Annotated in this window: 18 protein-coding genes; 6 read left to right on the forward strand and 12 right to left on the reverse strand. The window is 62.3% G+C overall.

Annotated elements, in window-relative coordinates; all coding sequences use genetic code 11:
- Positions 1–704: 704 nt before the first annotated feature.
- The 6 genes from ACFE70_RS16150 to ACFE70_RS16175 form a co-directional block, all read right to left on the reverse strand.
- Positions 705–1,412, reverse strand: coding sequence for an RsmE family RNA methyltransferase (locus ACFE70_RS16150; RefSeq protein WP_375418808.1), 708 nt, complete (start codon positions 1,410–1,412; stop codon positions 705–707).
- 155 nt (positions 1,413–1,567) lie between these two features.
- Positions 1,568–2,881, reverse strand: coding sequence for an anthranilate synthase component I family protein (locus tag ACFE70_RS16155; protein WP_375418809.1), 1,314 nt, complete (start codon positions 2,879–2,881; stop codon positions 1,568–1,570).
- 6 nt (positions 2,882–2,887) lie between these two features.
- Positions 2,888–4,243, reverse strand: a complete 1,356-nt coding sequence (locus tag ACFE70_RS16160) for a tol-pal system YbgF family protein (RefSeq protein ID WP_375418810.1) — start codon at positions 4,241–4,243, stop codon at positions 2,888–2,890.
- A gap of 244 nt (positions 4,244–4,487) precedes the next feature.
- Positions 4,488–5,252: a zinc ribbon domain-containing protein gene (locus ACFE70_RS16165; protein ID WP_375418811.1), complete on the reverse strand. Its 765-nt coding sequence runs from the start codon at positions 5,250–5,252 to the stop codon at positions 4,488–4,490.
- A complete protein-coding gene (locus ACFE70_RS16170; protein WP_375418812.1) occupies positions 5,242–6,363 on the reverse strand; it encodes a Nif3-like dinuclear metal center hexameric protein in 1,122 nt (373 codons plus the stop codon). Before ACFE70_RS16170 ends, ACFE70_RS16165 begins: the two co-directional genes overlap by 11 nt.
- A gap of 101 nt (positions 6,364–6,464) precedes the next feature.
- A complete protein-coding gene (locus tag ACFE70_RS16175; RefSeq protein WP_375418813.1) occupies positions 6,465–7,151 on the reverse strand; it encodes a uracil-DNA glycosylase family protein in 687 nt (228 codons plus the stop codon).
- A 234-nt stretch (positions 7,152–7,385) separates the two neighbouring features.
- Here ACFE70_RS16175 and lpxK point away from each other — a divergent pair, with 234 nt between their 5' ends.
- The 3 genes from lpxK to ACFE70_RS16190 all read left to right on the forward strand — a co-directional run bounded on the left by lpxK (position 7,386) and on the right by ACFE70_RS16190 (position 11,356).
- Positions 7,386–8,468: a tetraacyldisaccharide 4'-kinase gene (gene lpxK / locus ACFE70_RS16180; RefSeq protein WP_375418814.1), complete on the forward strand. Its 1,083-nt coding sequence runs from the start codon at positions 7,386–7,388 to the stop codon at positions 8,466–8,468.
- Positions 8,469–8,558: 90 nt separating this feature from the next.
- On the forward strand, positions 8,559–10,541 hold the full coding sequence (locus tag ACFE70_RS16185) for a putative porin (protein WP_375418815.1): 1,983 nt from the start codon (positions 8,559–8,561) through the stop codon (positions 10,539–10,541).
- A 209-nt stretch (positions 10,542–10,750) separates the two neighbouring features.
- Positions 10,751–11,356, forward strand: coding sequence for a tRNA-(ms[2]io[6]A)-hydroxylase (locus ACFE70_RS16190; RefSeq protein ID WP_375418816.1), 606 nt, complete (start codon positions 10,751–10,753; stop codon positions 11,354–11,356).
- 59 nt (positions 11,357–11,415) lie between these two features.
- Here ACFE70_RS16190 and ACFE70_RS16195 read toward each other — a convergent pair whose 3' ends face one another.
- Complete coding sequence (locus ACFE70_RS16195) at positions 11,416–11,898, reverse strand: hypothetical protein (RefSeq protein WP_375418817.1); 483 nt, start codon at positions 11,896–11,898, stop codon at positions 11,416–11,418.
- A gap of 66 nt (positions 11,899–11,964) precedes the next feature.
- Positions 11,965–13,266, reverse strand: coding sequence for a fumarylacetoacetase (fahA, locus tag ACFE70_RS16200; protein WP_375418818.1), 1,302 nt, complete (start codon positions 13,264–13,266; stop codon positions 11,965–11,967).
- A 175-nt stretch (positions 13,267–13,441) separates the two neighbouring features.
- Between fahA and ACFE70_RS16205 the strand changes: the two genes are divergently transcribed.
- Complete coding sequence (locus ACFE70_RS16205; RefSeq protein WP_375418819.1) at positions 13,442–14,050, forward strand: SET domain-containing protein; 609 nt, start codon at positions 13,442–13,444, stop codon at positions 14,048–14,050.
- A 206-nt stretch (positions 14,051–14,256) separates the two neighbouring features.
- Here ACFE70_RS16205 and ACFE70_RS16210 read toward each other — a convergent pair whose 3' ends face one another.
- The 4 genes from ACFE70_RS16210 to ACFE70_RS16225 all read right to left on the reverse strand — a co-directional run bounded on the left by ACFE70_RS16210 (position 14,257) and on the right by ACFE70_RS16225 (position 19,295).
- Positions 14,257–14,520, reverse strand: coding sequence for a NifU family protein (locus ACFE70_RS16210; RefSeq protein WP_375418820.1), 264 nt, complete (start codon positions 14,518–14,520; stop codon positions 14,257–14,259).
- Between the two features lie 114 nt (positions 14,521–14,634).
- Positions 14,635–15,741, reverse strand: a complete 1,107-nt coding sequence (locus ACFE70_RS16215; protein ID WP_375418821.1) for an Mrp/NBP35 family ATP-binding protein — start codon at positions 15,739–15,741, stop codon at positions 14,635–14,637.
- A gap of 129 nt (positions 15,742–15,870) precedes the next feature.
- Positions 15,871–17,766 (reverse strand): glycoside hydrolase family 2 protein, encoded by a 1,896-nt coding sequence (locus ACFE70_RS16220; protein ID WP_375418822.1) that lies wholly within the window; start codon positions 17,764–17,766, stop codon positions 15,871–15,873.
- A gap of 236 nt (positions 17,767–18,002) precedes the next feature.
- Positions 18,003–19,295, reverse strand: coding sequence for an asparagine synthetase B (locus tag ACFE70_RS16225; RefSeq protein ID WP_375418823.1), 1,293 nt, complete (start codon positions 19,293–19,295; stop codon positions 18,003–18,005).
- Positions 19,296–19,550: 255 nt separating this feature from the next.
- On the opposite strand from ACFE70_RS16225, the gene ACFE70_RS16230 reads away from it, so the two are divergent.
- Entirely contained in the window at positions 19,551–20,792 is a 1,242-nt protein-coding gene (locus tag ACFE70_RS16230) for an ABC transporter permease (RefSeq protein WP_375418824.1), read from the forward strand.
- An 84-nt stretch (positions 20,793–20,876) separates the two neighbouring features.
- Positions 20,877–21,407, forward strand: a complete 531-nt coding sequence (locus ACFE70_RS16235) for a hypothetical protein (RefSeq protein WP_375418825.1) — start codon at positions 20,877–20,879, stop codon at positions 21,405–21,407.
- The last annotated feature ends 67 nt before the right edge of the window (positions 21,408–21,474 follow it).

The raw sequence follows: 21,474 nt of genomic DNA on the forward strand, positions 1-21,474 counted from the left end.
TGTTGAGTGAATACCATGCCCGAAAGATACAATCACCCCCGGTTAGACCACCGCCTAATTAGGGTGAGGTTTAACAGATTAAGCACACTTTACAAATCAATTAGAAAGGCTAAATAACCTGAGTAGATAGATGATGAGAACATTCGTCAGGATATCCTTGCTTATACTGCTTGACTTCATTGTTATTTGGTTGTGGGTGAAGCACATTGACCCGGACCCAAGTGTTTCTATCTACAGCATAGTGCTTGTTCCAACTGCATTCATATTTAATCTACTAATGGCAGGCATCGCTTATTTTATAAACAAGAAATATGTAAAAATATTTTTAATGAATTAAATCGCTTCGGCTATCATCATGGACTCGCTGTTTGTACAAGGCATAAATAGGTTTCAGAATGAAAATTTGGAGATCTGGGAGTTTACAAAAGCGGATACAATATTCGAGGTTGTCAGATACAAGAAAACGTATGACTTTTCTATGTCATACAGATTCAAGGCACACCCTGGTTTCTCTGTGGAATTTTTAGATGGTACTTACGTGCCAAAAAACGGAAAATTCATCTTGACTAACAATTCAAACACATATATAATAAGTAATGATTATTTGGTTGGGTTTAGAGAAGCAGGTGATAGTGTTAAATTAGGGAAGATAAAAAGATAAATGACTATAATATTTTTGATGTCACATTAGTAGAAATTGATTCCTATATCTCCCGCGCCAAGTGCGCCGTGAACACCGCTGCGAGCGCCGCCGTTTCGGTGCGCAGCCGCGAGGTACCGAGCGTGACGGGCCGAATGCCGCGGGCCAGGGCCATTTCGATTTCGGCGGGCGTGAAATCACCTTCCGGGCCGATGAGTACGCAGCAGCCTGGCCCGGCGCCGGCCACCTGCGCGAGGGCGGTGCGCTCGCCGGCTTCGAGGTGGGCGATGAAGGTAGTTGCGGGCACTAGCAGGGGTAGGAAAGCGGCGAAATCGGTCATTTCGTCCAACTGCGGCAGCCACGCTTGCCCCGACTGCTTGAGGGCGCTGATGGCAATTTTCTCCAACCGCTCCAGCTTCAGCTCGCGGCGCTCGGAGCGGGCGCAGCGCAGGAAGCTCAGGCGCTCGATGCCCACTTCGACGGCTTTTTCGACCAGCCACTCCATGCGGTCGAGGTTTTTGGTGGGCGCCACGGCCACGTGGGTGACGTAGGGGCGCGGCGGCACCAGCACGTGGCCAATGACTTGCAGCTGGCAGCGCTTGGGATTGGCGTCGAGCAGGTGGGCCTGGTAGCGGTGGCCGCGGCCGTCGAGCAGCTCCACGGCGTCGGCTTCGCGCAGGCGCAGCACCCGCACGGCGTGCTTGCTTTCGTCCTCGGGCAGGGGGTAGGCGGTGGCGGCGGGAGTAAGGTCGGGGGCGAAGAAAGTGGTCATGCGGGCATCAAGAATAAATAAGAACGTCATGCTATAGACCGTCATGCTGAGCGCAGTGAAGCATCTCGCGTGCAGCACTAATCTAATCGTTGCAGAAGCGGATTACTACCCCGTGCGAGATGCTTCACTGCGCTCAGCATGACGTGCTATCATGCTCATTCGGTTTCGATAACGGCTCCCAGCGCCTCCAGCACGCCGCGCGCCTTGAGCAAACATTCCTCATACTCGCGCTCCGGCACGGCGTCGTAGGTAATGGCCGAGCCAACCTGCAAGCTCAGGTAGCCCGAGTCGGCGCGGTAGTAGAGCGAGCGAATAACGACGTTGAAATCGAAGTCGCCAGTGGGCCAGACTACGCCCAGGCTGCCGCTGTAGAGGCCGCGCCGGCTGCGCTCGTACTTTTCGATGAGCTGCATCGCGCGGATTTTGGGGGCACCGGTCATCGAGCCCATCGGGAAGGCGGCGCGCAGCACGTCGGCGAGGCCCAGGCCGGGGCGGGCGGTGGCGGTGACCGAGGAAATCATCTGCCACACGTGCCGGAACGGGTAGAGGCCGAACAGCTCCGGCACCCGCACCGAGCCGGTCCGGGCGACGCGGGCAAGGTCGTTGCGCACGAGGTCCACAATCATCAGGTTTTCGGCCTGCTCCTTGGGGTCGTTGCGCAGCCGCTCGCGGGCGTCGGCGTCGGCGAGGGGGGTAGGGCCGCGGGCAATGGTGCCCTTAATGGGCTGCGAGAGCAGCTCGTCGCCGCGGCGCTGCACAAACCGCTCCGGTGAGGCGCCGAGCAGGTAGCGCTGCTGGCACTTGTAGAAGCCGGCGAAGGGCGCGGGCGCGGCGGCTTGCAGGCGCCAGAAGGCGGCTACGGGGTCCAACGTGACGTTTTCGGCGAAGAACTCCTGACACAGATTCAGCTCATACACCTCGCCGTTGAGGATATCCTGCTGCACCTGGCGCACGGCGTTCAGGTAGTCGGCGGGGGGTAGGCGGGCGCGCAGGGTCGGGCCGGCGGGGGGCTCCTCCGGCAAATCGGGTTGGCTGGTCGCGGCCAGCAGGGCGGCCAGCGCCTGGGGCGAGCCGTGAAATTCTATGGCCTCATCAGCGGTCCAGCGCAGCCAGCTGGCGGCCTCAAAAAAGTGCAGCGCGGGCCATTCCAGGTGGTCGGGATGGTCGCTGCGCAGAGCCTCAATCTCGTTTTTAAGGTCGTAACTCAGAATGCCGCAGCGGGGCGCGCCGGTTGAGGTTTTAAGCCAGCTTTCCAGCTCCGCCAACGAGGCCGGGCCCGCGGCGCCGGGCGCCGCGGCCACGGCCAGCAGCTCCGCAAACGGGCCGCCCGGACCAGCAAAATCCGCCGTAGGTGCGTAGTAAGCGCAGCAGGCATAATTGTTCGCCCAGGCCAGCGCCCGGCGGCGAAACGTGGCCGGCGTCAGGCCGAGCTGAGCGGGGGAGAGGGGGTAGGGAATGGAGGGGGGCATGAGCGGTTACTTCAGCCCGCGCAAAGCCACTTTGGCCTTGGCGTCGGTGCTGTTTTTATACTCGTGCCTGGGTGAATGCAGCACCGTTTCAAAATACTGCCGGGCCCGCGCCGGCTGCCCGGCCGCCTGCGCCAGGTAGCCGAGCTGCAAGGCGGCCTGCGGGGCAAAATAGTAGGGTGCGTTGCCGGCCACGGCCAGGGTGCGCTCGTAGGCCAGGCGGGCCGAGTCGAGCCGGCCCAGACCGTGGTAGGCGCGGGCGCGGCGGTAGGGCTCCTCTATCACATCGCGGGGGGGTAGGGAATTGAGACGCTGGAAGCCGCGCAACGTGTTCAGGGCCAGGCGGTAGTAGCCGCCGTCGATTTGCAGGCGGGCGCGGGTCAGGACCCGGTGCAGGGGCAAAGCGTCGCGCCCAAACCGCTGGGCGTAGGCGTCTTCTTCCACGTCGGTAGGCCCATCTTGCGCAATCTGGCGGCGGTAGGCGGCGGTGCGGGCGGCGGGCGCGCCGCCGAGCCAGGCGGCCAGGTAGAGCTTAAAGGCGGCGTCCTTGCGGTAGTGCCGGCCCTTGTACTCGGCCAGAAAGCGCTGATTTTCAGTTTCCGAAGCGGCGTACTGGCCCTGGTAGAGCAGCAGGTCGGCGGCCAGGTGGCACAGGTAGGGCACGGGCAGGTAGGCCGGGCCGCCGGGGCGGGCGCGGAAGGCCGCCAGGGCGGCATCGGCGTGGTGCTGGCGCCGGAAGTAGCTGATGGTCAAAAAGCTGAACAGTAGGTTGTCGGGCTGCTCGCGCCGCAGCGCCTCGATGAGGGTGGCCGCTTCCTGGTCGCGCTTGTAGTAGGTTTCACGGATGAGAGCTAGGAAAATGCGGCTTTCCGTCTGAAAATCCTGGGGCCGCCCGGCCGCCAGCGTGATATTGCGCAGGCCTGCTTCCACGTTGCCACCCAGGCCCAACAGGCGCAGAAACCAGCCGTAGCCATCGGGCAGCGAGCCGATGCCAAACTGGAGCAAGCCATACGTTTTGCGGGCGGGCACAAAATCCGGGTAGCTCGTGGCCACGGCCTGCACCTGCTGAAAGGCTTGCCGGAAATTCAAGGCGCCCACCACTTCGTGGCCAAACGCGACTTGCAGCACGGCCTGGTGCAGCCGGATTTCGGCGCGGGCGTAGTCGCGCAGCGCGCCGGGCGGGGCTTTTTCGAGCGTGTTCAGGCGGGCATTCTGGGCGCTTATCACCGGCTCGTAGCGGGCCGCGTCCTGGCTGATTATCAGTTCGGCGAAGTCGGCGCAGTCGGCCACGAGCAGCGTGCCGGGGGCTGTAGCGGGCTCGGCGCGCAGCAGCTGGCGGGCGGGCGGGATTTTCAGCTTCAGCACCTCGGCGTAGGCGCGGGCGGCGCCGGGCGTGAGCTGCTGAGGCGTTGTGGATTGCTGCGCGGGAAGTTCCCGCAGAGGTACGCAGAGGAAGACGCAGAGGAACGCTGAGAAAACGACTGCTCTCAGCGCTCCTCGGCGAAACCCTCTGCGTACCTCTGCGGGAAATGACATCTGCGCCGTTCAACAAAAAAGGAACGACCAACCGGCCGCTCCTTTCTGATAACTAACAACTATCAACTGACAACTAAGCGGCTACGCGCCCCTCAACATCGGCCAGAATCCGGCCGCAGTGCTCGCAGACGATGATTTTTTTGTGCGAGATGATGTCGGCCTGGCGCTGGGGCGGCACCGTGTTGAAGCAGCCGCCGCAGGCGTCGCGGCGCACCAGCACCACGGCCAAGCCGTTGCGCACGTTGCCGCGAATGCGGGTGTAGGCCGTCAGCAGGCGCTGCTCGATGGGCTGGGTCGATTTCTCGCGCTCCTGCATGAGCTGCTTTTCCTCCTGCTCGTTTTCGCCCACGATGGTATCGAGTTCGCCTTTTTTGTTGTCGAGGTCCTTGCGGCGCTCTTCCAGCTTCTGGCGGGTGCCGCCGATTTCGACGTTTTTCACGTCAATCTGGTAGGTTGCCTCCTTGATTTTTTTGTCGGCAATCTGAATCTCAAGGCGCTGCAACTCTATTTCCTTGGCAATGGCCTCGTATTCGCGGTTGTTGCGCACGTTCTGCTGCTGCTCCTCATATTTTTTGATGAGGTTTTCGGCGTCTTTGCTGGCCTGCTTGCGCTGCTTAATCAGCTCGTTGAGGCCGGCCACTTCCTCGTCAAATTTTTTCATCCGCACCTCGTAGCCGGCGATTTCGTCTTCCAAATCGCGCACTTCCTCGGGCAGGTCGCCGCGCACGCGGCGGATTTCATCGAGCTGCGAATCCAGGCGCTGCAAGGTCAGCAGGCCCTCCAGCTTGGCGGCAATGGGCACTTCGGCGGGACTCGGGGCGGCGGTATTAGCAGTCATAATATACGGGGTTGGTAGGGGTCTGCGCGAGTAAGACCGCAAAAGTACGCCCAAAGCGGACTAGTAGCAAATCCCGGAACACCTCGCCCGTGAACTGCTCGCTCTCAAAATGGCCCACGTCGCAGAGCATAAACCGGCCTTCGGGCCCGAAAAACTCATGGTATTTCAAGTCGGCCGTCACGAAGGCATCGGCGCCGGCCGCGGCGGCATTAGCCATTAAGAACGAGCCCGCCCCGCCGCAGATGGCCACCGTTTTGATGTCTTCTTCAAACGCCGAAAACCGCACCACGGGCACGTTCAACGTCGTTTTCAGCAGCTCCCGGAACGCGGCCGGCGCCAGCGGCGCGGGCAGCTCGCCGACCAGGCCGGCGCCCACGTCCTGGTGCGCGTTTTCCAGCTTAATCAGCTCATACGCAACTTCCTCATAGGGGTGCGTGGCCCGTAGTGCCGCCACCACCTTGGCCTGCTGGTGCAGGGGTAGGAGCACCTCCAGGCGCCGCTCGGGCAGGGTTTCGGGCCCGCTCGGCTGGCCAATGTGCGGGCTCGTGCCCACGCCCGGCGTGAACGTGCCCTGCCCATCGAGCTGAAAGCTGCACCCGGCGTAGTCGCCGACCTGGCCCGCGCCGGCCGCCCAGAGCGCGCGCAGCACCCGGCCAGCCACGTCGGCCTGCTGGTCCTCGGGCCGGTTGGGCACGTAGGTGATGAGGCGGGCCAGCCGGCCGGTTTGCGGGGCCAGAATGCGCGTTCGGAGCAGTCCGAGCTGGCGGGCCAGCCGGTCGTTGACGCCGCCGCGCACGTGGTCGAGGTTGGTGTGGGCGGCGTAGACGGCCACGTCATGTTTCAGCGCCGCCATGATGGTTTGCTCCGGCAGGTTGGCGCCGGTCAGCCGCTTCAGGGGCTTGAAGATGACCGGGTGATGGCAGACCACCACGTTGCAGCCGCGCGCCACGGCCTCGGCAATAATGGCGGGCGTGCAGTCGAGGGCGATGAGCACGCCGGTGATGAGGGCATCGGGCGTGCCGCACTGCAGGCCGGCGTTGTCGTAGCTTTCCTGGTAGGGCAGGGGTGCGGCGGCCTCCAGGGCTAGGGCGAGGTCTCGGACGGTCGGCATAAGAGTAGGGTGCGGGGCTTGTCCCCGCCCGGCGCGGGAACGATAATCGTTGGGTCAATAATTAAACGGCGCGAATGCCGGGCGGGGGCAAGCCCCGCACCCTACAACCCTGCTGCTTCGGCCAGTGCCGCTACGTAGCGGGATACGTTGGCCGCCAGGTCCTTGCGCCGGTACTGCATCAGAAACCGCGGATGGTCGAGCACGACGACGCGCCCAAACAGCTCTAGCTCGCCGTTCAGCTTCTGCAAAAACAGTCCGTTGCGCTTGCCCAGACAAACCACCACCCCGGCCCGGACGCCCAGTTCCCGCACCTGCTGCCGCAGCGAAAGCTGCATATCCGGCCAGAGCGCGGCGGTCAGGGCGGGCGCGTCGTAATAATTGTAGTTCAGGCCGTTGCGCAGCAGCGTGAGCGGATAAACTGAGCCCAGGTAGAAGTGCTGGTAGAAGCTCGCGGGCCCGCCCAGCTCGGTCACGACCTGGTACACGAACGTGCTCGACAGCTCCGGCGCCTGCCGGGGCAGCGCGTGCGCAATACCGCAAAACTCGGTGAGCGCGCCGGGGTCGGTGAAGGCGATGCCGGTGCGGCCCCCGCCGAGGCGGCCGGGATTGATGCCGAGCACGGCCACGCGGGGCTGGTCGTCGGCGTAATACTTTTGGGCAAACTGCGTGAGCAGCGCCGCGGCGGCCGGCTCGCGGTAGGGGCTTTCGGCCTGCACGGCGTTGGGCAGCGGGGAGGGGGGTAGGGGAAATTCGGTCAGAAAGCGCAGCAGGCGGTCGGCGAAAGGCATTGGCGGCGAGCAGGGGGGTAGGGAACAAAAGGAAAATAAAAGAACGTCATGCTGAGCGCAGCGGAGTCGAAGCATCTTGCTCGGGAAAGTAATCAAGCTGAATTAACGATTGGATTGCTACTGCACGCGAGATGCTTCGACTTTGCTGCGCTGCGCTCAGCATGACGTTCCTTTGCCCACTGCTAACTGTTCACTGATAACTGCTCACTGCTCACTGCTAACTGCTCACTGACTTTGACTTGGCTTCTGCTGCCATTTTCCTGGGTTTATGCGCTGGTGCTGGCGGGCCGCAACTGGCTCTACGACCAGGGCTACTATAAATCCGAAGCCGGTTTCGTACCCCTGATTAACGTGGGCAACCTGCGCGTGGGCGGCACCGGCAAAACGCCCCACGTAGCCTGGCTGGTCGGCGAGCTGCTGCGCCAGGGCCAGCGCCCGGCCATCCTGAGCCGCGGCTACGGGCGCCGCAGCCGCGGCCCGCGCCTGGCCGGCCCCGCCGATTCGGCCGCCACCGTGGGCGACGAGCCCTGGCAGTATTTCGAGCAGTTTGGGGCCCAAAACGTGCCGGTGGCGGTGGCCGAAAGCCGCCGCCACGGCCTGCGCCTGCTGCGCGTGCACCAGCCCGAAATCACCGTCATCGTGCTCGATGACGCTTACCAGCACCGCGCCGTGCGCCCGAATCTCAACCTGCTGCTCACGGAGCTGGCCCGGCCCTTTTACCTCGACTACGTGCTGCCCGCCGGGCGCCTGCGCGAGAGCCGGGCCGGCGCCCGGCGGGCCGACGCGGTGATTATCACCAAGTGCCCGCCCGACTTGCCGGCCGCGGCGCAGGCGGCCATCGCGGCCCACGTGCGCCGCTTCACGCGCTCAACTCAGGTGCCGGTGCTGTTTTCTTCCTACGACTACGGGCCGCCTACCCCCCTTCTGCCGGCCGAAGCCGCGGCGCCCACTGTGCCGACCGACAGCCCTGCGGCGCCGGGCAATATAGCCCTGCTGCTCAGCGGTATTGCCCAGCCCGGTCCGCTGCGCCAGCACGTCGAAAAGCAAGGCTACACCCTCACGTTTCAGGCCCGCTTTCCCGACCACCACCTCTTCACGCCCGCCGACCTGGCGCGGGTGCGGCGGCACTGGCAGCCGGGCCAGCCTATTTTTACCACCGAAAAAGACGCCACCCGCCTGCGCCGGCCCGAACTTGCCGGGGCCCTGACCGGGTTGCCGGTGTATACCATTCCGGTGCAGGTGGCGTTGCTGGCCGACGGCGCCGCCACGCTGCGCCGCGAGCTGTCCGCCTTATTTCCCGCCGCTATTTCCCATTGATTGAAGCCGCTATTTATTTTTGATTGGAGCCGGCCGCCGGCCGTCGTCGGGGTTAAAGCCCGGTGGGGGGGTAGGCGCTGGCCGGTCCTGGTGCCGCTGCTGTTAGTGCTGCTGCTCAGCCTGCTGCGGCCCGCCGGGCTGCGGGCGCAGGTGGTCGACGACTCAACCAAGCAGGTGTACGGCCCCAAAACCACCCGCGTCCTCTACGAGGCCGACCTGCTGCGCGACTCGACCCGCGGCGCGCTCCTCGACACCAGCCTCACGCGCTGGCCGCAGGCGCGGTTCTGGTTTCACGATACCACCTTTCAGCAGGATTTGGGCAATGTGGGCACGGCCTCGCGGCCTCTGCTCTACCGGCCCAATTTGGCGCTCGGCGCCCGCCTGGGCCGCAACGTGTTCGACCGCTACGCCCGCGACGCCAGTCAGGTGCCCTACTACGACTCGCGCTCGCCCTACTCGTTTTTTCGCTACATCCAGACCAGCGCTGGCGAGCAGGTATTTGAGCTAAGCTACAGCCGCAGCCTGGGTAAGAACTTTAGCGTTGGGGCGGCCTACGAGCGGTTTGCGGGCAACCGAAGTCTGGCCACAAATGGCGGCCGTGATGGCCTCACCGAGAGCAATAATGTGCTGCTGTTCACCCGCTTCCAGACTGAGGATGAGCGCTACCATCTGCTGGCCAACATCACGTTCTTCCGCCACCAGGTTGCGGAGCAGGGCGGCATTCGACCCCTGGCCGGCATCGAGAGCCGCCGCCGGCCCAGTGAGCTGTTCAACTACTCAAGCCAGCAAGTATACTTGCCTGAGGCTGCCAACCGCGACGAGCGCAATCAGCTTCACTTGGCCCAGACCTACAAGCTGCTGGGCCGGGGCCTGACCGCGTTTCACGTCTTCGACCTGCGGGGCCAAACCAACTCCTTCCGCGATACCCGAATTCAGGCCTCGGCGCCTGCCGACAGCACCAGTTCCAATTTTCTGTTCTACCCCCGCGCCCTAATTAATCCCACCGTTACGCTTGACCGGGCCTATTTCCGGCAGGCCGAAAACACGCTGGGCGTGCTGGGCCGCACCACGGCTGTCGAGTACCGCCTCTACGCCCGTCGGCGCGACGCCCAGCTGATTTCGCGCACTATTGCCGACGACGCCAGCAGCGCCAACCTGCGGCGCACGCGAGGCGCGCCTACCCGGCGCTTCGGCCAGGTGTTCGGCGGCGGCACGGCAGCCTTCCGCTACCGCCGCATCTTTGCCGTCGAAACGTCGGGCGAAGTCAAGCTCGAAGACGACCAGGCGTTGGGCGAGTCGTTTTTTGGCGGCTTTCTGGGCGAATACTGGCTGCGGGCGGCCGTGCGCACCGGCCCGCTCTCGGCCGAAGTGCTGCGCACCTCCTACGCGCCCACGCTCACCCAGCAAGAGTTTGTGGGCAACCACTACCAGTGGCAGAATATCAAGGATAAGGCGCCAACCTTCGACAACACCACTGCCGATCACCTCACCGTGGCCCTGCACCAGCGGCTGCCCGGCGGCACCGACCACCGCATCGAGCTGAGCGGCAGCCTGGTAAATATCGCCGGCCTCGTGTACTACAACCAGCAGGCCGTGCCCGAGCAGCGCAGCACCAACCAGCCCAACCAGCAGCTACTCATCGGCTTTGCGCGCCACCAAATTATGCTCGGCCGCTTCGGGTTTGATAATCAGGCTACTTATACCCACGGCGGCAACGTACAGGGCCTGCGCATCCCGGCGCTGGTGGCGCAGTCGCGGGTCTATTACCAGAACTATCTATTTCGCCGCGCACTGTTCGGGCAGATAGGCGTTGAAACCTATTTCCAGACCCGATACCAGGCCTTCGACTACAGCCCGAGCACCCAGCAGTTCTACCTGCAAGACCACTTCACCATCCGCCGCTACGCCGTCGCCGACGCCTTTTTCACCGCCGATATTGGACGCGTGTCGTTATTCGTAAAAGTGGCGTATTTAAACCAGGGCTTTTTAAAGAATGGCTATTTCACCACGCCATTCTACACGGCCCTACCCCGCCGAATTCAGTTGGGGGTGCGCTGGCGGTTTTTTAATTAGGAAGGGGGTAGGGAATTCAAAAGAACGTCATGCTGAACATGTGGCGCATCAAGCCAGCGATGAAGCATCTCAGGCGGTTAGTAATCAAGCTGTAGCAACGATTGAATTAGTTACCCACGCGAGATGCCTCGACCCTGGCTTGACGCGCCACATGTTCAGCATGACGTTCTTTTTTGCATTTTCGTACAGGCTTTATTAATTATAAAACTATGAAACCGGCAAAAGAAAAAACCATCCTCAAACTAAAGCTCAACACCGACCCGCGCTGGGTTGATATTGCGACCAAGAACATTGAGGATATTCTCGTGGACCATGCCTGGTGCGAGCAGAAAGCGGCCAGCACCGGCATCAGCATGATAATCCACTACCCCGAGAAAACCCGCCTCGTAGATGAGCTGACTGACCTGGTGGCCGAGGAATGGTCGCACTTCGAGCGGGTGCTGTTAGAGCTGCGCAAACGCGGTTTTCAGCTCGGCCGGCCCCGCAAGGATGAGTACGTGGTGCAGCTATTAGCGCACGTGCGCAAGGGCGGCCCGCGCGAGCGTCAGCTGCTCGACCAGCTCCTGGTTTCGGCCCTGATTGAGGCGCGCAGCTGCGAGCGGTTCAAATTACTCTGGCAACATATCGCCGACCCGGAATTAAGTAAATTCTACTACGAACTAATGGTTTCCGAAGCCGGCCATTTCGTGGCCTATGTTGATTTAGCCAAGGAATACTGCAATCCTCAGGAAGTAGAAATACGCTTGCAGGAATTGCTGAAGATAGAAGGTGAAATTGTGACAAGCCTGCCGGTGCGCGACGACCGGATGCATTAAGTTATCGCAAGATATTTTATGAAGAAAGACAAAAGAGTCAACTTACGCAAACTTTATGTCTAGCGAAGTTTCGTCTTGAAAGGGTACCACGAACTCTTCATGCCCTTGTACGAAATTTCTGGCCTTGTTATGAAAGCACAGAAGTCCGAGAGTGGTTTGACATTATACTCCGTCAATTCAATACTACTGCCATCATTGAGCAGAAGAAAAACGCCCTTGTAATTACCCCATCGCGACGTTAAAGTAGAGTTATAATAACTGACTATATCTGTAATAAGGATTTTTTGAGAGTTGTACAAACGGTAAAAAATAATTTCACCAATGTCTTCTCTGTACTTGATTTTGAATACGCCCAGCAGTGACAAAAGGATGAAAACCAAAATGAACACAAATAACAACAATCCTATGATTATTACGTCTTCTCTACCTGCGTAGTCATTTTTAATGAGACGCAAAATTGGAGCAGCAACCATCCAAATAAAGCATGGCACAAGAAGTATTCTTAATGCTAACATGATGGCATTGGGGTAAACTGTTTTCATAAGGTTTGTACATTAATTTATATTTCCACAATTGTTAAGCCAGTACGGTTACAGAATTAGCATCATTTAAAGTCCTGCCAGCACCATCCCCCGCACTTCCCCAAAGCCAATACGCACCCCGTTGCTCAGTTCGCCGTAGCCGCGCATAATTACAGTGTCGCCATCGAGCAGGAAGCTGCGCTCCGAGCCGTCGGGCAGGGGGAGGGGGCGGGTGCCGCGCCAGGCCAGCTCCAACATCGAGCCCAGCGAATCGGGCGTGGGGCCGGAGATAGTGCCCGAGGCGTAGAGGTCGCCGACTTCGAGGTTGCAGCCGTTGGAGGCGTGGTGGGCGAGCTGCTGGGCCATGCTCCAGTAGAGGTGGCGGAAGTTGGTTTGGCTGATAACAACCTCTTCGGTGGCGCCGGCCGGCAGCAAGGCCACTTCCAGTTGCAGGTCGAAATGGTGCGGGCCGGGCACTTGCAGGTAGGGCAGGGGGGTAGGAAGTTGGGCGGGGCCGGGCACCCGGAACGGTTCCAGCGCGTCCATCGTCACGACCCAGGGCGAGACGCTGCTGCCGAAGTTTTTGCCCAGAAACGGGCCCAGCGGCGCATATTCCCAGCTTTGCAGGTCGCGGGCGCTCCAGTCATTAAACAGGAGCACGCCGAAAATATGGTCTTCGGCCTCGGCAATCGGCACGGGGCTGCCCAGCGTAGTGCCCTTGCCCACGACGAAGCCTACTTCCAGCTCAAAATCCAGCTGCTGCGAGGGGCCGAACGTAGGCGCCTCGGCGTCGGGGGCCTTGCGCTGGCCCTGCGGGCGGCAGATGGGCGTGCCGCTGACCACGATGCTGCTGGCGCGGCCGTGGTAGGCTACGGGCAGGTGGCGCCAGTTGGGCAGCAGGGCGTTGGCCGGGTCGCGGAACATGCTGCCCACGTTGGTGGCGTGTTCGATGCTGGAGTAGAAGTCGGTATAATTCCGGGGTTTGATGGGCTGTAGCAGCTGCACGTCGGTTTGGCGCAGCAGGCAGGCGCGCACGGCATCTTCGTGGTCGCGCAGCTCGGGGTTGTCATGGCGCAGCAGCTCGCTCAGGCGCTGGCGCACGGCCCGCCACACGGGGCGGCCCAGGCCAATGAAGCGGTTGAGGCTGCGGCGCCGCAGCACCTTGGGCGGTAGCCCGGCCAGCAGCCCGACTCCATCGAAAAAGCCCTGCTGCTGCACGGCGTAGAGGTCGAGCACGTAGCTGCCGATGGCCACGCCCAGGCGCGGGCCGGTGCCGGGCGCGCCGGCGGTGGCTTCGCGCTCGAACACGCCAAAAGGCAGGTTCTGGAGGGGAAACGGGTGGCCGGGGGCAATATCAATCCAGGAGCGCAGGGCGGGGTCGGTGAGCATAGGCAGCCGGGCGGGGGGGGGGGTAGGGGAAGCGCGGCGCCGGGCTGGGCAAAGATAGCCGGCTGGCGTAGCCCTGGCGAAAGCGGCGCCGCCGCCGCTGAACCATAATATAGGGCCGTTGAAATTCGTTACTATTGCAGCCGGTCCGTCCTCCACTGCTCTTGCCCCGCCCTTTATGATTCACCCCGACACGGAACTGCAGTTTATCAGCCCTGAAATTGGCTTTGGCGTGGTTGCCACCCGTCTCATTCCCAAGGGCACCGTCACGTGGGTGTTCGACCCGCTCGACCAGACGTTTTCGCCGGCCCAGGTGCGGGCTATGGCGCCGCTGCAAAAGGCTTTTTTGGAAAAATACTGCTACCGCGACCACCTCGGCGACTACGTGCTCTGCGGCGACCACGCCCGCTTCGTCAACCACAGCTCCCGCTCTTCGTGCCTGAGCACGGCCTACAATTGCGAGCTGGCCGTGCGCGACATCTACCCCGGTGAAGAGCTGACCGACGACTACGGCTACTTGAACCTGGACGAGCCCTTTGATTGTCTGCCCGAGCCCGGTAGCGCCCGCACGCAGGTATTACCCGATGATTTGCTGCGCTACCATACCGGCTGGGACCGGCAGTTGCGCGAAGCCTTCCAGCACGTGGCCAAGCTGCCCCAGCCGCTGCTGCCGCTGCTCGACCCCACCTGCCGGGTGCAGGTGCAGGCCGTGGCCGATGGCTGGGCGCCGATGGAATCCATCCTGAGCTGCTACTACGCCGGCGCCGCCGAAGACGTGTGGCGCTGAATCAGTAATTAACGGTTGGTAATGAAGCTGTTTAGAAAATCGGCCGAAATACCCCAGACCGTCCTGCTGAGCGCAGCGAAGCATCTCGCACGGGGTAATAATCCAATCGTTGACTTGGCTTAACTACTGCCGCACGCGAGATGCTCCGCTGCGCTCAGCAGGACGGTCTCTTATCCACCCTTAATCACTAACCGTTAATCACTGATTTAGCGCGCCTCGACGGCCCGGATTTCGGGCACGGCCTTGCGCACCGAGTCTTCGAGGCCGGCGCGGGTCATCGGCGACATGGGGCAGGCCCCGCAGGCGCCTTCCCATTCCAGCTGCACCACCATATCGGCCGTGATGGCGGCCACGCGCACGTTGCCGCCGTCGGTCGCCAGGTAGGGCCGCAACGTATCCAGGGCCGCCTCGACGCGGGCGAGCAGGGGGTGGACTTCGGCGGAAACGGGGCGGGCGATGAGCGTTGGCATAATCAAATTTACAAAAAATCGGCCGCAAGTGCTGTAGCAGTTGTTTGAGTTAGCTGGGACAAGCACCTAAAGCAATGCTTCGGGGTGCTTGTTCCAGCCAACTTAAGCAGGCCCTCAGCGCTGCATCTCTACGATGCTGGTTTTCGGCGCCACGTTGTTGCGGATGCTCACCTGCCGGGCCAGTGCCTCGGCCAGCTGGGCAAACACCTGGGCTTCCGGCGTGTCGGCTTGCAGCACCATCGGCCGGCCGCCGTCGCCGGTCTCGCGGATGCGCTGCACCAGCGGAATCTGGCCCAGCAGCGGCACTTCGTGCTTCTCAGCCAGGGCTTTGCCGCCGCCTTCGCCGAAGATAAAGTACTTGTTGTCGGGCAGCTCGGCGGGCGTAAACCAGGCCATGTTCTCGACCACGCCCAGCACGGGCACGTTAATCTGGGGCTGGCGGAACATCTGCAAGCCCTTCTGCGCGTCGGCCAAGGCCACTTTCTGGGGCGTGGTGACGATGATGGCGCCGGTCACGGGCACGGTCTGCACCAGGGTGAGGTGAATATCGGACGTGCCGGGCGGCAAATCCAACAGCAGGTAATCCAGCTCGCCCCAATCCACTTCGGTGATGAACTGCTTGAGCGCCGACGAGGCCATTGGCCCGCGCCAGACAATGGCGCTTTCGGCCGGCGCCAGGAAGCCGATGCTCATCAGCTTGACGCCGAACTGAATGATGGGCTGAATAAGATTCTTACCGTTCGGCCCCTGAAACACGTGGGGCCGCTCCTCTTCCACGCCAAACATGGTGGGCATACTCGGCCCCGAAATGTCGGCATCGACCAAACCCACGCGGGCGCCGGTGGCGGCCAGCGCCACCGCCAGGTTGGCCGTGACGGTGCTTTTTCCTACCCCCCCCTTGCCCGAGGCAATGGCGATAATGTTCTTGACGCCGGGCAGCAGGTCGTTGTTCTGGCGCATGGTGGTCACGCGCGAGGTCATGGTAATGACCACGTTGGCGTCCTTATCGACCATCGTGTGGATGGCCCGCTCGCAGGCGTCGTGGATGAGCTGCTTGAGCGGGCAGGCCGGCGTGGTGAGCACCACGGTGAAGGCGACGGTGCGGCCGTCAATCTTCACGTTCTCAATCATTTTCAGCGTGACCAGGTCTTGGCCCAGGTCGGGTTCTTCCACGAAGCTCAGGGCGTGGAGAACGGCTTCTTCAGTTAGCGGCGTCGTCATAAATGCGGGCGGCAGCGCCCGGAAGGGGCGCACCGCAGGGATAACCCCGGCGGGGGCCGGCAGGTTCGGGAAGGATGCCGGGTAAGTGGCTGGCGCGGGGCCTTGGTCGGGCGAGGGGGGGTAGGGAGGCTATTGCTGGACGGCCGCACCGACGCCATCCTGCCCGAGCTGAACGGTTGCTGCCGGCGGGGTGGCCGGCGGGGTAGCCGGCTCCGATTTGAGCAGCCCGGCCGGCACCTCCAGCGCGCCGGTGTGAAAGTTTATCAGGCCGTTGCGCTCGTCCTCGATGTTGGTGGCCTGGGTGTACACGTCGCCGGCAATGGGCCGGGCGCGCAGCTCAGCCTTGAAGGCGCGGATGTCCTGGGTGCGCGAGTCGGAATCCTGCGGGCCACCGTAGTCGGCGAAGCCAAAGCCGCCCCACTCGCTCACAATCAGGGGTTTCTGGCGGCGGTAGAAGAACGGGTCGCCGACGACGAGCGGAAAGGCGGCGGTACCGACCAGCTCGCCGGCCACGAGGCGGTCAAGCACCTCCTGCCAGCGCTCCAGCTCCGGCGTGTAGAGGTGGGCCGTGAGCAGGTCCGACTTGAGGCGGCCTTCGTAGGAAATATGCTGCCAGCCGTCGTTATCGACCACCAGAAACTGCGGGTGGTTGATATTGAGGTAGTGATACATGTCCATGATGTACTGCCGGGTCTCGGGGTTGGTGGCAATATCCTGGCAGCCCCAGTCCTCGTTGTACAGGCTCCAGATGACCACCGACGGGTGCGACTCCATCAGGGCCAGCATCCGCAGCAGCTCGGCGCGGTGGTTCTGGCGGCTGCGCGGCGTCGAGGAGTGCGGGCTGGGCACCTCAACCCACAAGAGCAGGCCCAGCTCGTCGGCCAGGTTGTAGAGGCGCGGGTCGATGCCGGCAATGTGCACCCGCACCAGGTTGCAGCCCAGCGCCTGCATGGCGTGGAAATGTTTCCTGATTTCCTCATACGTGGCCGTACCGGGTTGATACAGAATGCCGTCGAGGTAGAGCGGCTCATTATTCAGATACACGTAGCGGCCCCGGCTCTCGATTTTGCGCAGCCCGAACTGGGTTTCAATCTGGGCCGCGTAGCCGTCTTCATTGATGAGCTGGGCCACGAGGCGGTAGCGGTGCGGGGCGCCGGGTGCCCAGAGCTTAGCGGTATCGGGCAGCTCCATCACCACGCGCTGCTGGCGCTGGCCGACGGCGAGCTTAAGCGGAAAATCGGCTTCGGCCAGCGGGCCGGGGGCGGGCTGGCTCAGCTCAAACACCTGCATCCGCAGCGTGTAGGCGCCGGGGTCCTGAATGCGGGTGGTAAGGTTGAAGCGCACGAGCCGGTCCTCAATCACGGAGTCGACGCCCACGCGCGAGCGCAGGCGGTTGCGCTCCACCATTTCCAGCCACACCGAGCGCACGGCGCCGGTCTGGGTCTGGTACCAGATACCGCCGCGCTTGTAGACGTGCGACTCCTGCTTGCCGCGGGGCGTCTCGGCGTCCATCGTGTCGGCGATGCGCACGGTGAGCCGGTTGACGGGCCGCAGAAACTCGTTGCGCAGCTCAAACGAAAACGAGGTGTACTCGCCGTAGTGCACGTCCTCGCCCTCAATCGTGCTCATCGGAATGCCGTTGAGCCAGACCCGCGTTTCGTAGCCGCAGGCGCCGAAGGTGAGCTGAAACAGCGAGTGCTCATCGTCTTCGGCGCGGGCGGGCAGGTCAAACTCGCGCTCATACCAGGCCACCACCTTGTCCTGCCAGGAGGCGGGCAGCGCTTCCTGCCGGGCGGCGGCCATGTGCTCTTCCACCGAGCCGGGCCAGTTGGCGCTATAGGGGTAGGCGTGGCCCAGGGCCCAGTTTTCGCGCAGCCCGGCGTCGTTGGCATCGACTTCAAAGCGCCAGGTGCCGTCGAGCAGCAGGTAGTTGTTGGCCCGCAGCACGGCGCGCGGCAGGGGGTTGGCGGTGTTGAGGGGCGGCGGCGAGGCCGAAAAGCCGAAATTGGAAGCGGGAGGATTCATGCGAGGAAATACGGGATTCAGAGGTCGGCCGCGGGGCCGCAAGATTACGACCTTAATGAAAATGGAGGGGGGTAGGGAAAACCAATATAAATGAGAACGTCATGCTGAGCCCCGCGAAGCATCTTGCCCGCTGACCAATTCAATCGTTGTTAAAAATTGATTAGTGACGGGCGAGATGCTTCGGCAAGCTCAGCATGACGTTCTTTTATTCTTTCTTGTTCAGCTAACAAACTAACTCACGTTTTCTGCTTCTTCTTTTTCGCGGCCGGAAACAGCACGTTGTTTAGAATCAGCCGGTAGCCGGGCGAGTTGGGGTGCAAAGCCAAATCGGTGGGCTCCTCCCCGACCAGGTGCTGATAGTCCTCGGGGTCGTGGCCGCCGTAGAACGTCCAGGTGCCCTTGCCCAGCGTGCCGTGCAGGTAGCGCGCCTCGCCGGCCGACTTGGTTTCGCCCATCAGCACCACGTCGGGCTTGATGAGCGACTTGCGAAACGCCGTGGTCTGCCCCATGAAGCCGTGCACCGTTTTTTCGTGGTTCTGGCAGAGCATGGTCGGCACTGGGTCGTACTTGGCCGAAAAGGTGAAGAGCTGGAAGTAGTCGTTCTGCTCGTTGAGGCCCCGCTCGTAGGGCTGCATGTCGATGTTGGAGTACTCGTAGCGGTAGGGGTCGCGCTCAAGGCGGAAGTTCTGGAAGGCCAGGCTGCGGTTGAAATTCAACTTGGATTGCGCTGCCGGGTCGGCCGGGTCGCCGTCGTACATGCCCTCGACCATATCCACGCCCAGCCCGGCCAGGGCAATATCGTAGGTGTCGGCCGCCGAGCACATGGCAAACTGGAAGCCGCCGCCGGCAATAAACTCCTGCATCTTCACCGTTACGGCGCCCTTCATCTCGCTCACCTTCCGGAAGCCGTGGCGCTTGGCCGCCGCCTCCGAGTCGCGCTGCTGCTGCTGATACCAGCTCGTGTTGCGGTAGGACATGTAGAACTTGCCGTACTCGCCCGTAAAATCCTCGTGGTGCAGGTGCAGCCAGTCGTACTTGGGCAGCTTGCCGTCGAGCACCTCATCGTCGTAAATCTGGTCGTAGGGAATCTCGGCGTAAGTCAGCACCAGCGTCACGGCGTCGTCCCAGGGCTGCTTGCCCTTGGGCGTGTAAACCGCAATTTTGGGCACTTTCTCCAGCTTCATCACGTCCATGTTGGCGTTGGGGTCGGCTATTTCCTGCAAGATGCCGGTGTAGCTGGCCTCGGAAATCACCTGGTAGGTGACCCCGCGCACGGCCATTTCATTCTCCAGGCCCGGCGTCACGTCGCAGGCAAACGAGCCGCCGCGGTAGTTAAGCAGCCAGTCCACGGGCACGTCCTTTTGCAAAAGCCAGAAGGCAATGCCGTAGGCTTTGAGGTGCTCCTTCTGGGTGTTGTCCATCGGGATAAAGACGTGGTTGGCCTGCGCCGCGAGCGGCGCGGCCAGGCTCAGCAGTAAAGCCAGGCTGGCCAGCAGCAGGGGGGTAGGGAAAAGACGCTTGAGCGGCATATGGGTCGGCAGAGGGGGGTAGGGGGCGCAACGGGGCGGGCTGGATGGTAGTTCAAGTTAAGCGCCGGCGGGCGAACTTTGGGAGTGCCAGCGCCAAAGGCAGCGTAGAGACGCATCTTTGCGTCTCGGCGTCCGCGCCAATTAGGAGGGCAGGAAATTGGCTGGGCATTAGTAGAACTGTTGTTCAACGCCGAGACGCAAAGATGCGTCTCTACATCTCGCACCGCATTTTTCGATTTGCGTAATTTAGGTCCCATGAACCTGCTCGAAAACATCCGCGAAGCCTTGCGCTCCATCAGCAGCAATCTGCTGCGCACCATCCTCACGGCGCTCATCGTCAGCATTGGCATTATGGCGCTGGTCGGCATCCTGACCGGCATCGACGCCATGAAGGGCTCGTTGGACCAGACCTTTGCCAGCCTCGGCGCCAACTCGTTTGACTTGCGGGCCAAGGGCTACCAAAACCGCGGCCGGCGCGGCGGCGTGCAGAGCAAGCAGTATTCGCCCCTGACTTACCTCGAAGCCACCAAATACAAGGAGCAGCTGGCCGGCGAGGCCGAGGTGGGCGTGTCGGCCCAGATTACGGGGGCGGCCGAAATCAAGGCCGGCGGCCAGAAAACCAACCCCAACATGCAGGTTGTGGCCGGCGACGAGAACTACCTCAAGATTCAGAACTACAACCTGGCCGAGGGCCGCGTTTTCTCGCCCACGGAGCTGAGCACCGGCGCCAACGTGGCCATTGTGGGCGACGAAATCAAGCAGAAGCTCTTCCCCGGCCGCAGCCCGGTGGGCCAGTACATCTACTCGATTAACCGCCGCTTTCAGGTGGTAGGGCTGCTGGAAAAAAGCGGCGCCAGCCTCGGCGGCGGGGGCGGCGCCGACCGCCTCGTGCTGTTGCCACTCATTACCGGCAACCAGCTTCCGCGCCAGCGCGCCCTCACGTATGATGTAAAAACGGCCGTCGCCAAGCCCGAAAACATGACCTTCGTGATGGGGCAGGCTACGGGCATCATGCGGGCCGTGCGCCACGACCGCCTCGGCCGGGAAGATTCCTTTGAGCTGGACAGCAGCGAGTCCTTGAGCCGCGACCTTGACGAGCTGTCGGGCAACATGAAATTCGGCGGCGGGCTGATTTCCTTCATCACCCTGCTCGGCGCCTGCATCGCCCTGATGAACATCATGCTGGTTTCCGTCACCGAGCGCACCCGCGAAATCGGCATCCGCAAGGCGCTGGGGGCCACCTCGCGCCAGATTCGGCAACAGTTTCTGATTGAGGCCATCGTGATTTGCGTGCTTGGCGGCGCGCTGGGCATCGTGCTGGGCGTAGCCGGGGGCAACGCGCTGGCCCTGTTCATTCCCAACAGCGTCTTTATTATTCCCTGGCTCTGGATTGCGCTGGGCCTGATTATCTGCGTGGGCGTCGGGCTCAGCTCCGGCATCTACCCGGCTGGCAAGGCCGCCGCCCTGGACCCCATCGAGAGCCTGCGCTACGAGTAGGGGGTAGGAAAACGAAAGCCACGTGGCCGGAGAACGCAGCCCGCCGGTTTGTTATACATTTGCTCAAATAACATTTGCGCAAAAATGACTACTACCACGGTGGGGCGCCGCTTTACGCAGTTGATTAATCATTTGGGTATGTCAAAAAATGCCTTTGCGCAATCACTGGGCAAGACGGCCACGGTCGTGCAGCACCTCGTCGAGGAGCGCAACAAGCCTGGCTACGACCTGCTCTGCAAGGTGTTTGAAGTGTATCCTGCCGTATCAAAAGACTGGCTGCTGCTCGGCCAGGGCCCGATGCTGACGGATTTTCCTACCCCCCCTCCGGGCGTCATACCGGCTCCGCCGCCGGTCGAAGCCCGGCAAGCCGGGAAGACCCCGGCGGCCATCAGTCCCGACCCGGCGCCGGCCCCACCGCCGGCATCGGCGTTAGCTTCCGAAGCCGACCCACTGCCCGCCGCGCCCAACGCCGGTGTTTCAGAGGCGCTGCTAAGCGGCGCCCTGCACGCGCAGCACCTTCAGCACCAGCTCGCCCTGGCTGAGCAGCGCAACCAGCACCTGCTGGAGCAGCAGCGGCTCATGCAGCAGCTGCTGGAGCTGGCTCAGCGGCGCTAGGACTAGGTTTCCTACCCCTCTAGTACCGCCCGAGTCGGGGCGCCATGCAGCCTCAGCCTTACCTACA

It is taken from the genome of uncultured Hymenobacter sp. (genome assembly GCF_964243305.1).
In the GTDB taxonomy this organism is placed as follows: domain Bacteria; phylum Bacteroidota; class Bacteroidia; order Cytophagales; family Hymenobacteraceae; genus Hymenobacter.

Bases quoted from the DNA above. Each gene is read 5' to 3' on its own strand.
- ACFE70_RS16150 (WP_375418808.1), bottom strand. From the start codon at position 1,412: ATGACCACTTTCTTCGCCCCCGACCTTACTCCCGCCGCCACCGCCTAC.
- ACFE70_RS16155 (WP_375418809.1), bottom strand. From the start codon at position 2,881: ATGCCCCCCTCCATTCCCTACCCCCTCTCCCCCGCTCAGCTCGGCCTG.
- ACFE70_RS16165 (WP_375418811.1), bottom strand. From the start codon at position 5,252: ATGACTGCTAATACCGCCGCCCCGAGTCCCGCCGAAGTGCCCATTGCC.
- ACFE70_RS16170 (WP_375418812.1), bottom strand. From the start codon at position 6,363: ATGCCGACCGTCCGAGACCTCGCCCTAGCCCTGGAGGCCGCCGCACCC.
- ACFE70_RS16175 (WP_375418813.1), bottom strand. From the start codon at position 7,151: ATGCCTTTCGCCGACCGCCTGCTGCGCTTTCTGACCGAATTTCCCCTA.
- ACFE70_RS16190 (WP_375418816.1), top strand. From the start codon at position 10,751: ATGAAACCGGCAAAAGAAAAAACCATCCTCAAACTAAAGCTCAACACC.
- ACFE70_RS16195 (WP_375418817.1), bottom strand. From the start codon at position 11,898: ATGAAAACAGTTTACCCCAATGCCATCATGTTAGCATTAAGAATACTT.
- fahA (WP_375418818.1), bottom strand. From the start codon at position 13,266: ATGCTCACCGACCCCGCCCTGCGCTCCTGGATTGATATTGCCCCCGGC.
- ACFE70_RS16205 (WP_375418819.1), top strand. From the start codon at position 13,442: ATGATTCACCCCGACACGGAACTGCAGTTTATCAGCCCTGAAATTGGC.
- ACFE70_RS16210 (WP_375418820.1), bottom strand. From the start codon at position 14,520: ATGCCAACGCTCATCGCCCGCCCCGTTTCCGCCGAAGTCCACCCCCTG.
- ACFE70_RS16215 (WP_375418821.1), bottom strand. From the start codon at position 15,741: ATGACGACGCCGCTAACTGAAGAAGCCGTTCTCCACGCCCTGAGCTTC.
- ACFE70_RS16220 (WP_375418822.1), bottom strand. From the start codon at position 17,766: ATGAATCCTCCCGCTTCCAATTTCGGCTTTTCGGCCTCGCCGCCGCCC.
- ACFE70_RS16225 (WP_375418823.1), bottom strand. From the start codon at position 19,295: ATGCCGCTCAAGCGTCTTTTCCCTACCCCCCTGCTGCTGGCCAGCCTG.
- ACFE70_RS16230 (WP_375418824.1), top strand. From the start codon at position 19,551: ATGAACCTGCTCGAAAACATCCGCGAAGCCTTGCGCTCCATCAGCAGC.
- ACFE70_RS16235 (WP_375418825.1), top strand. From the start codon at position 20,877: ATGACTACTACCACGGTGGGGCGCCGCTTTACGCAGTTGATTAATCAT.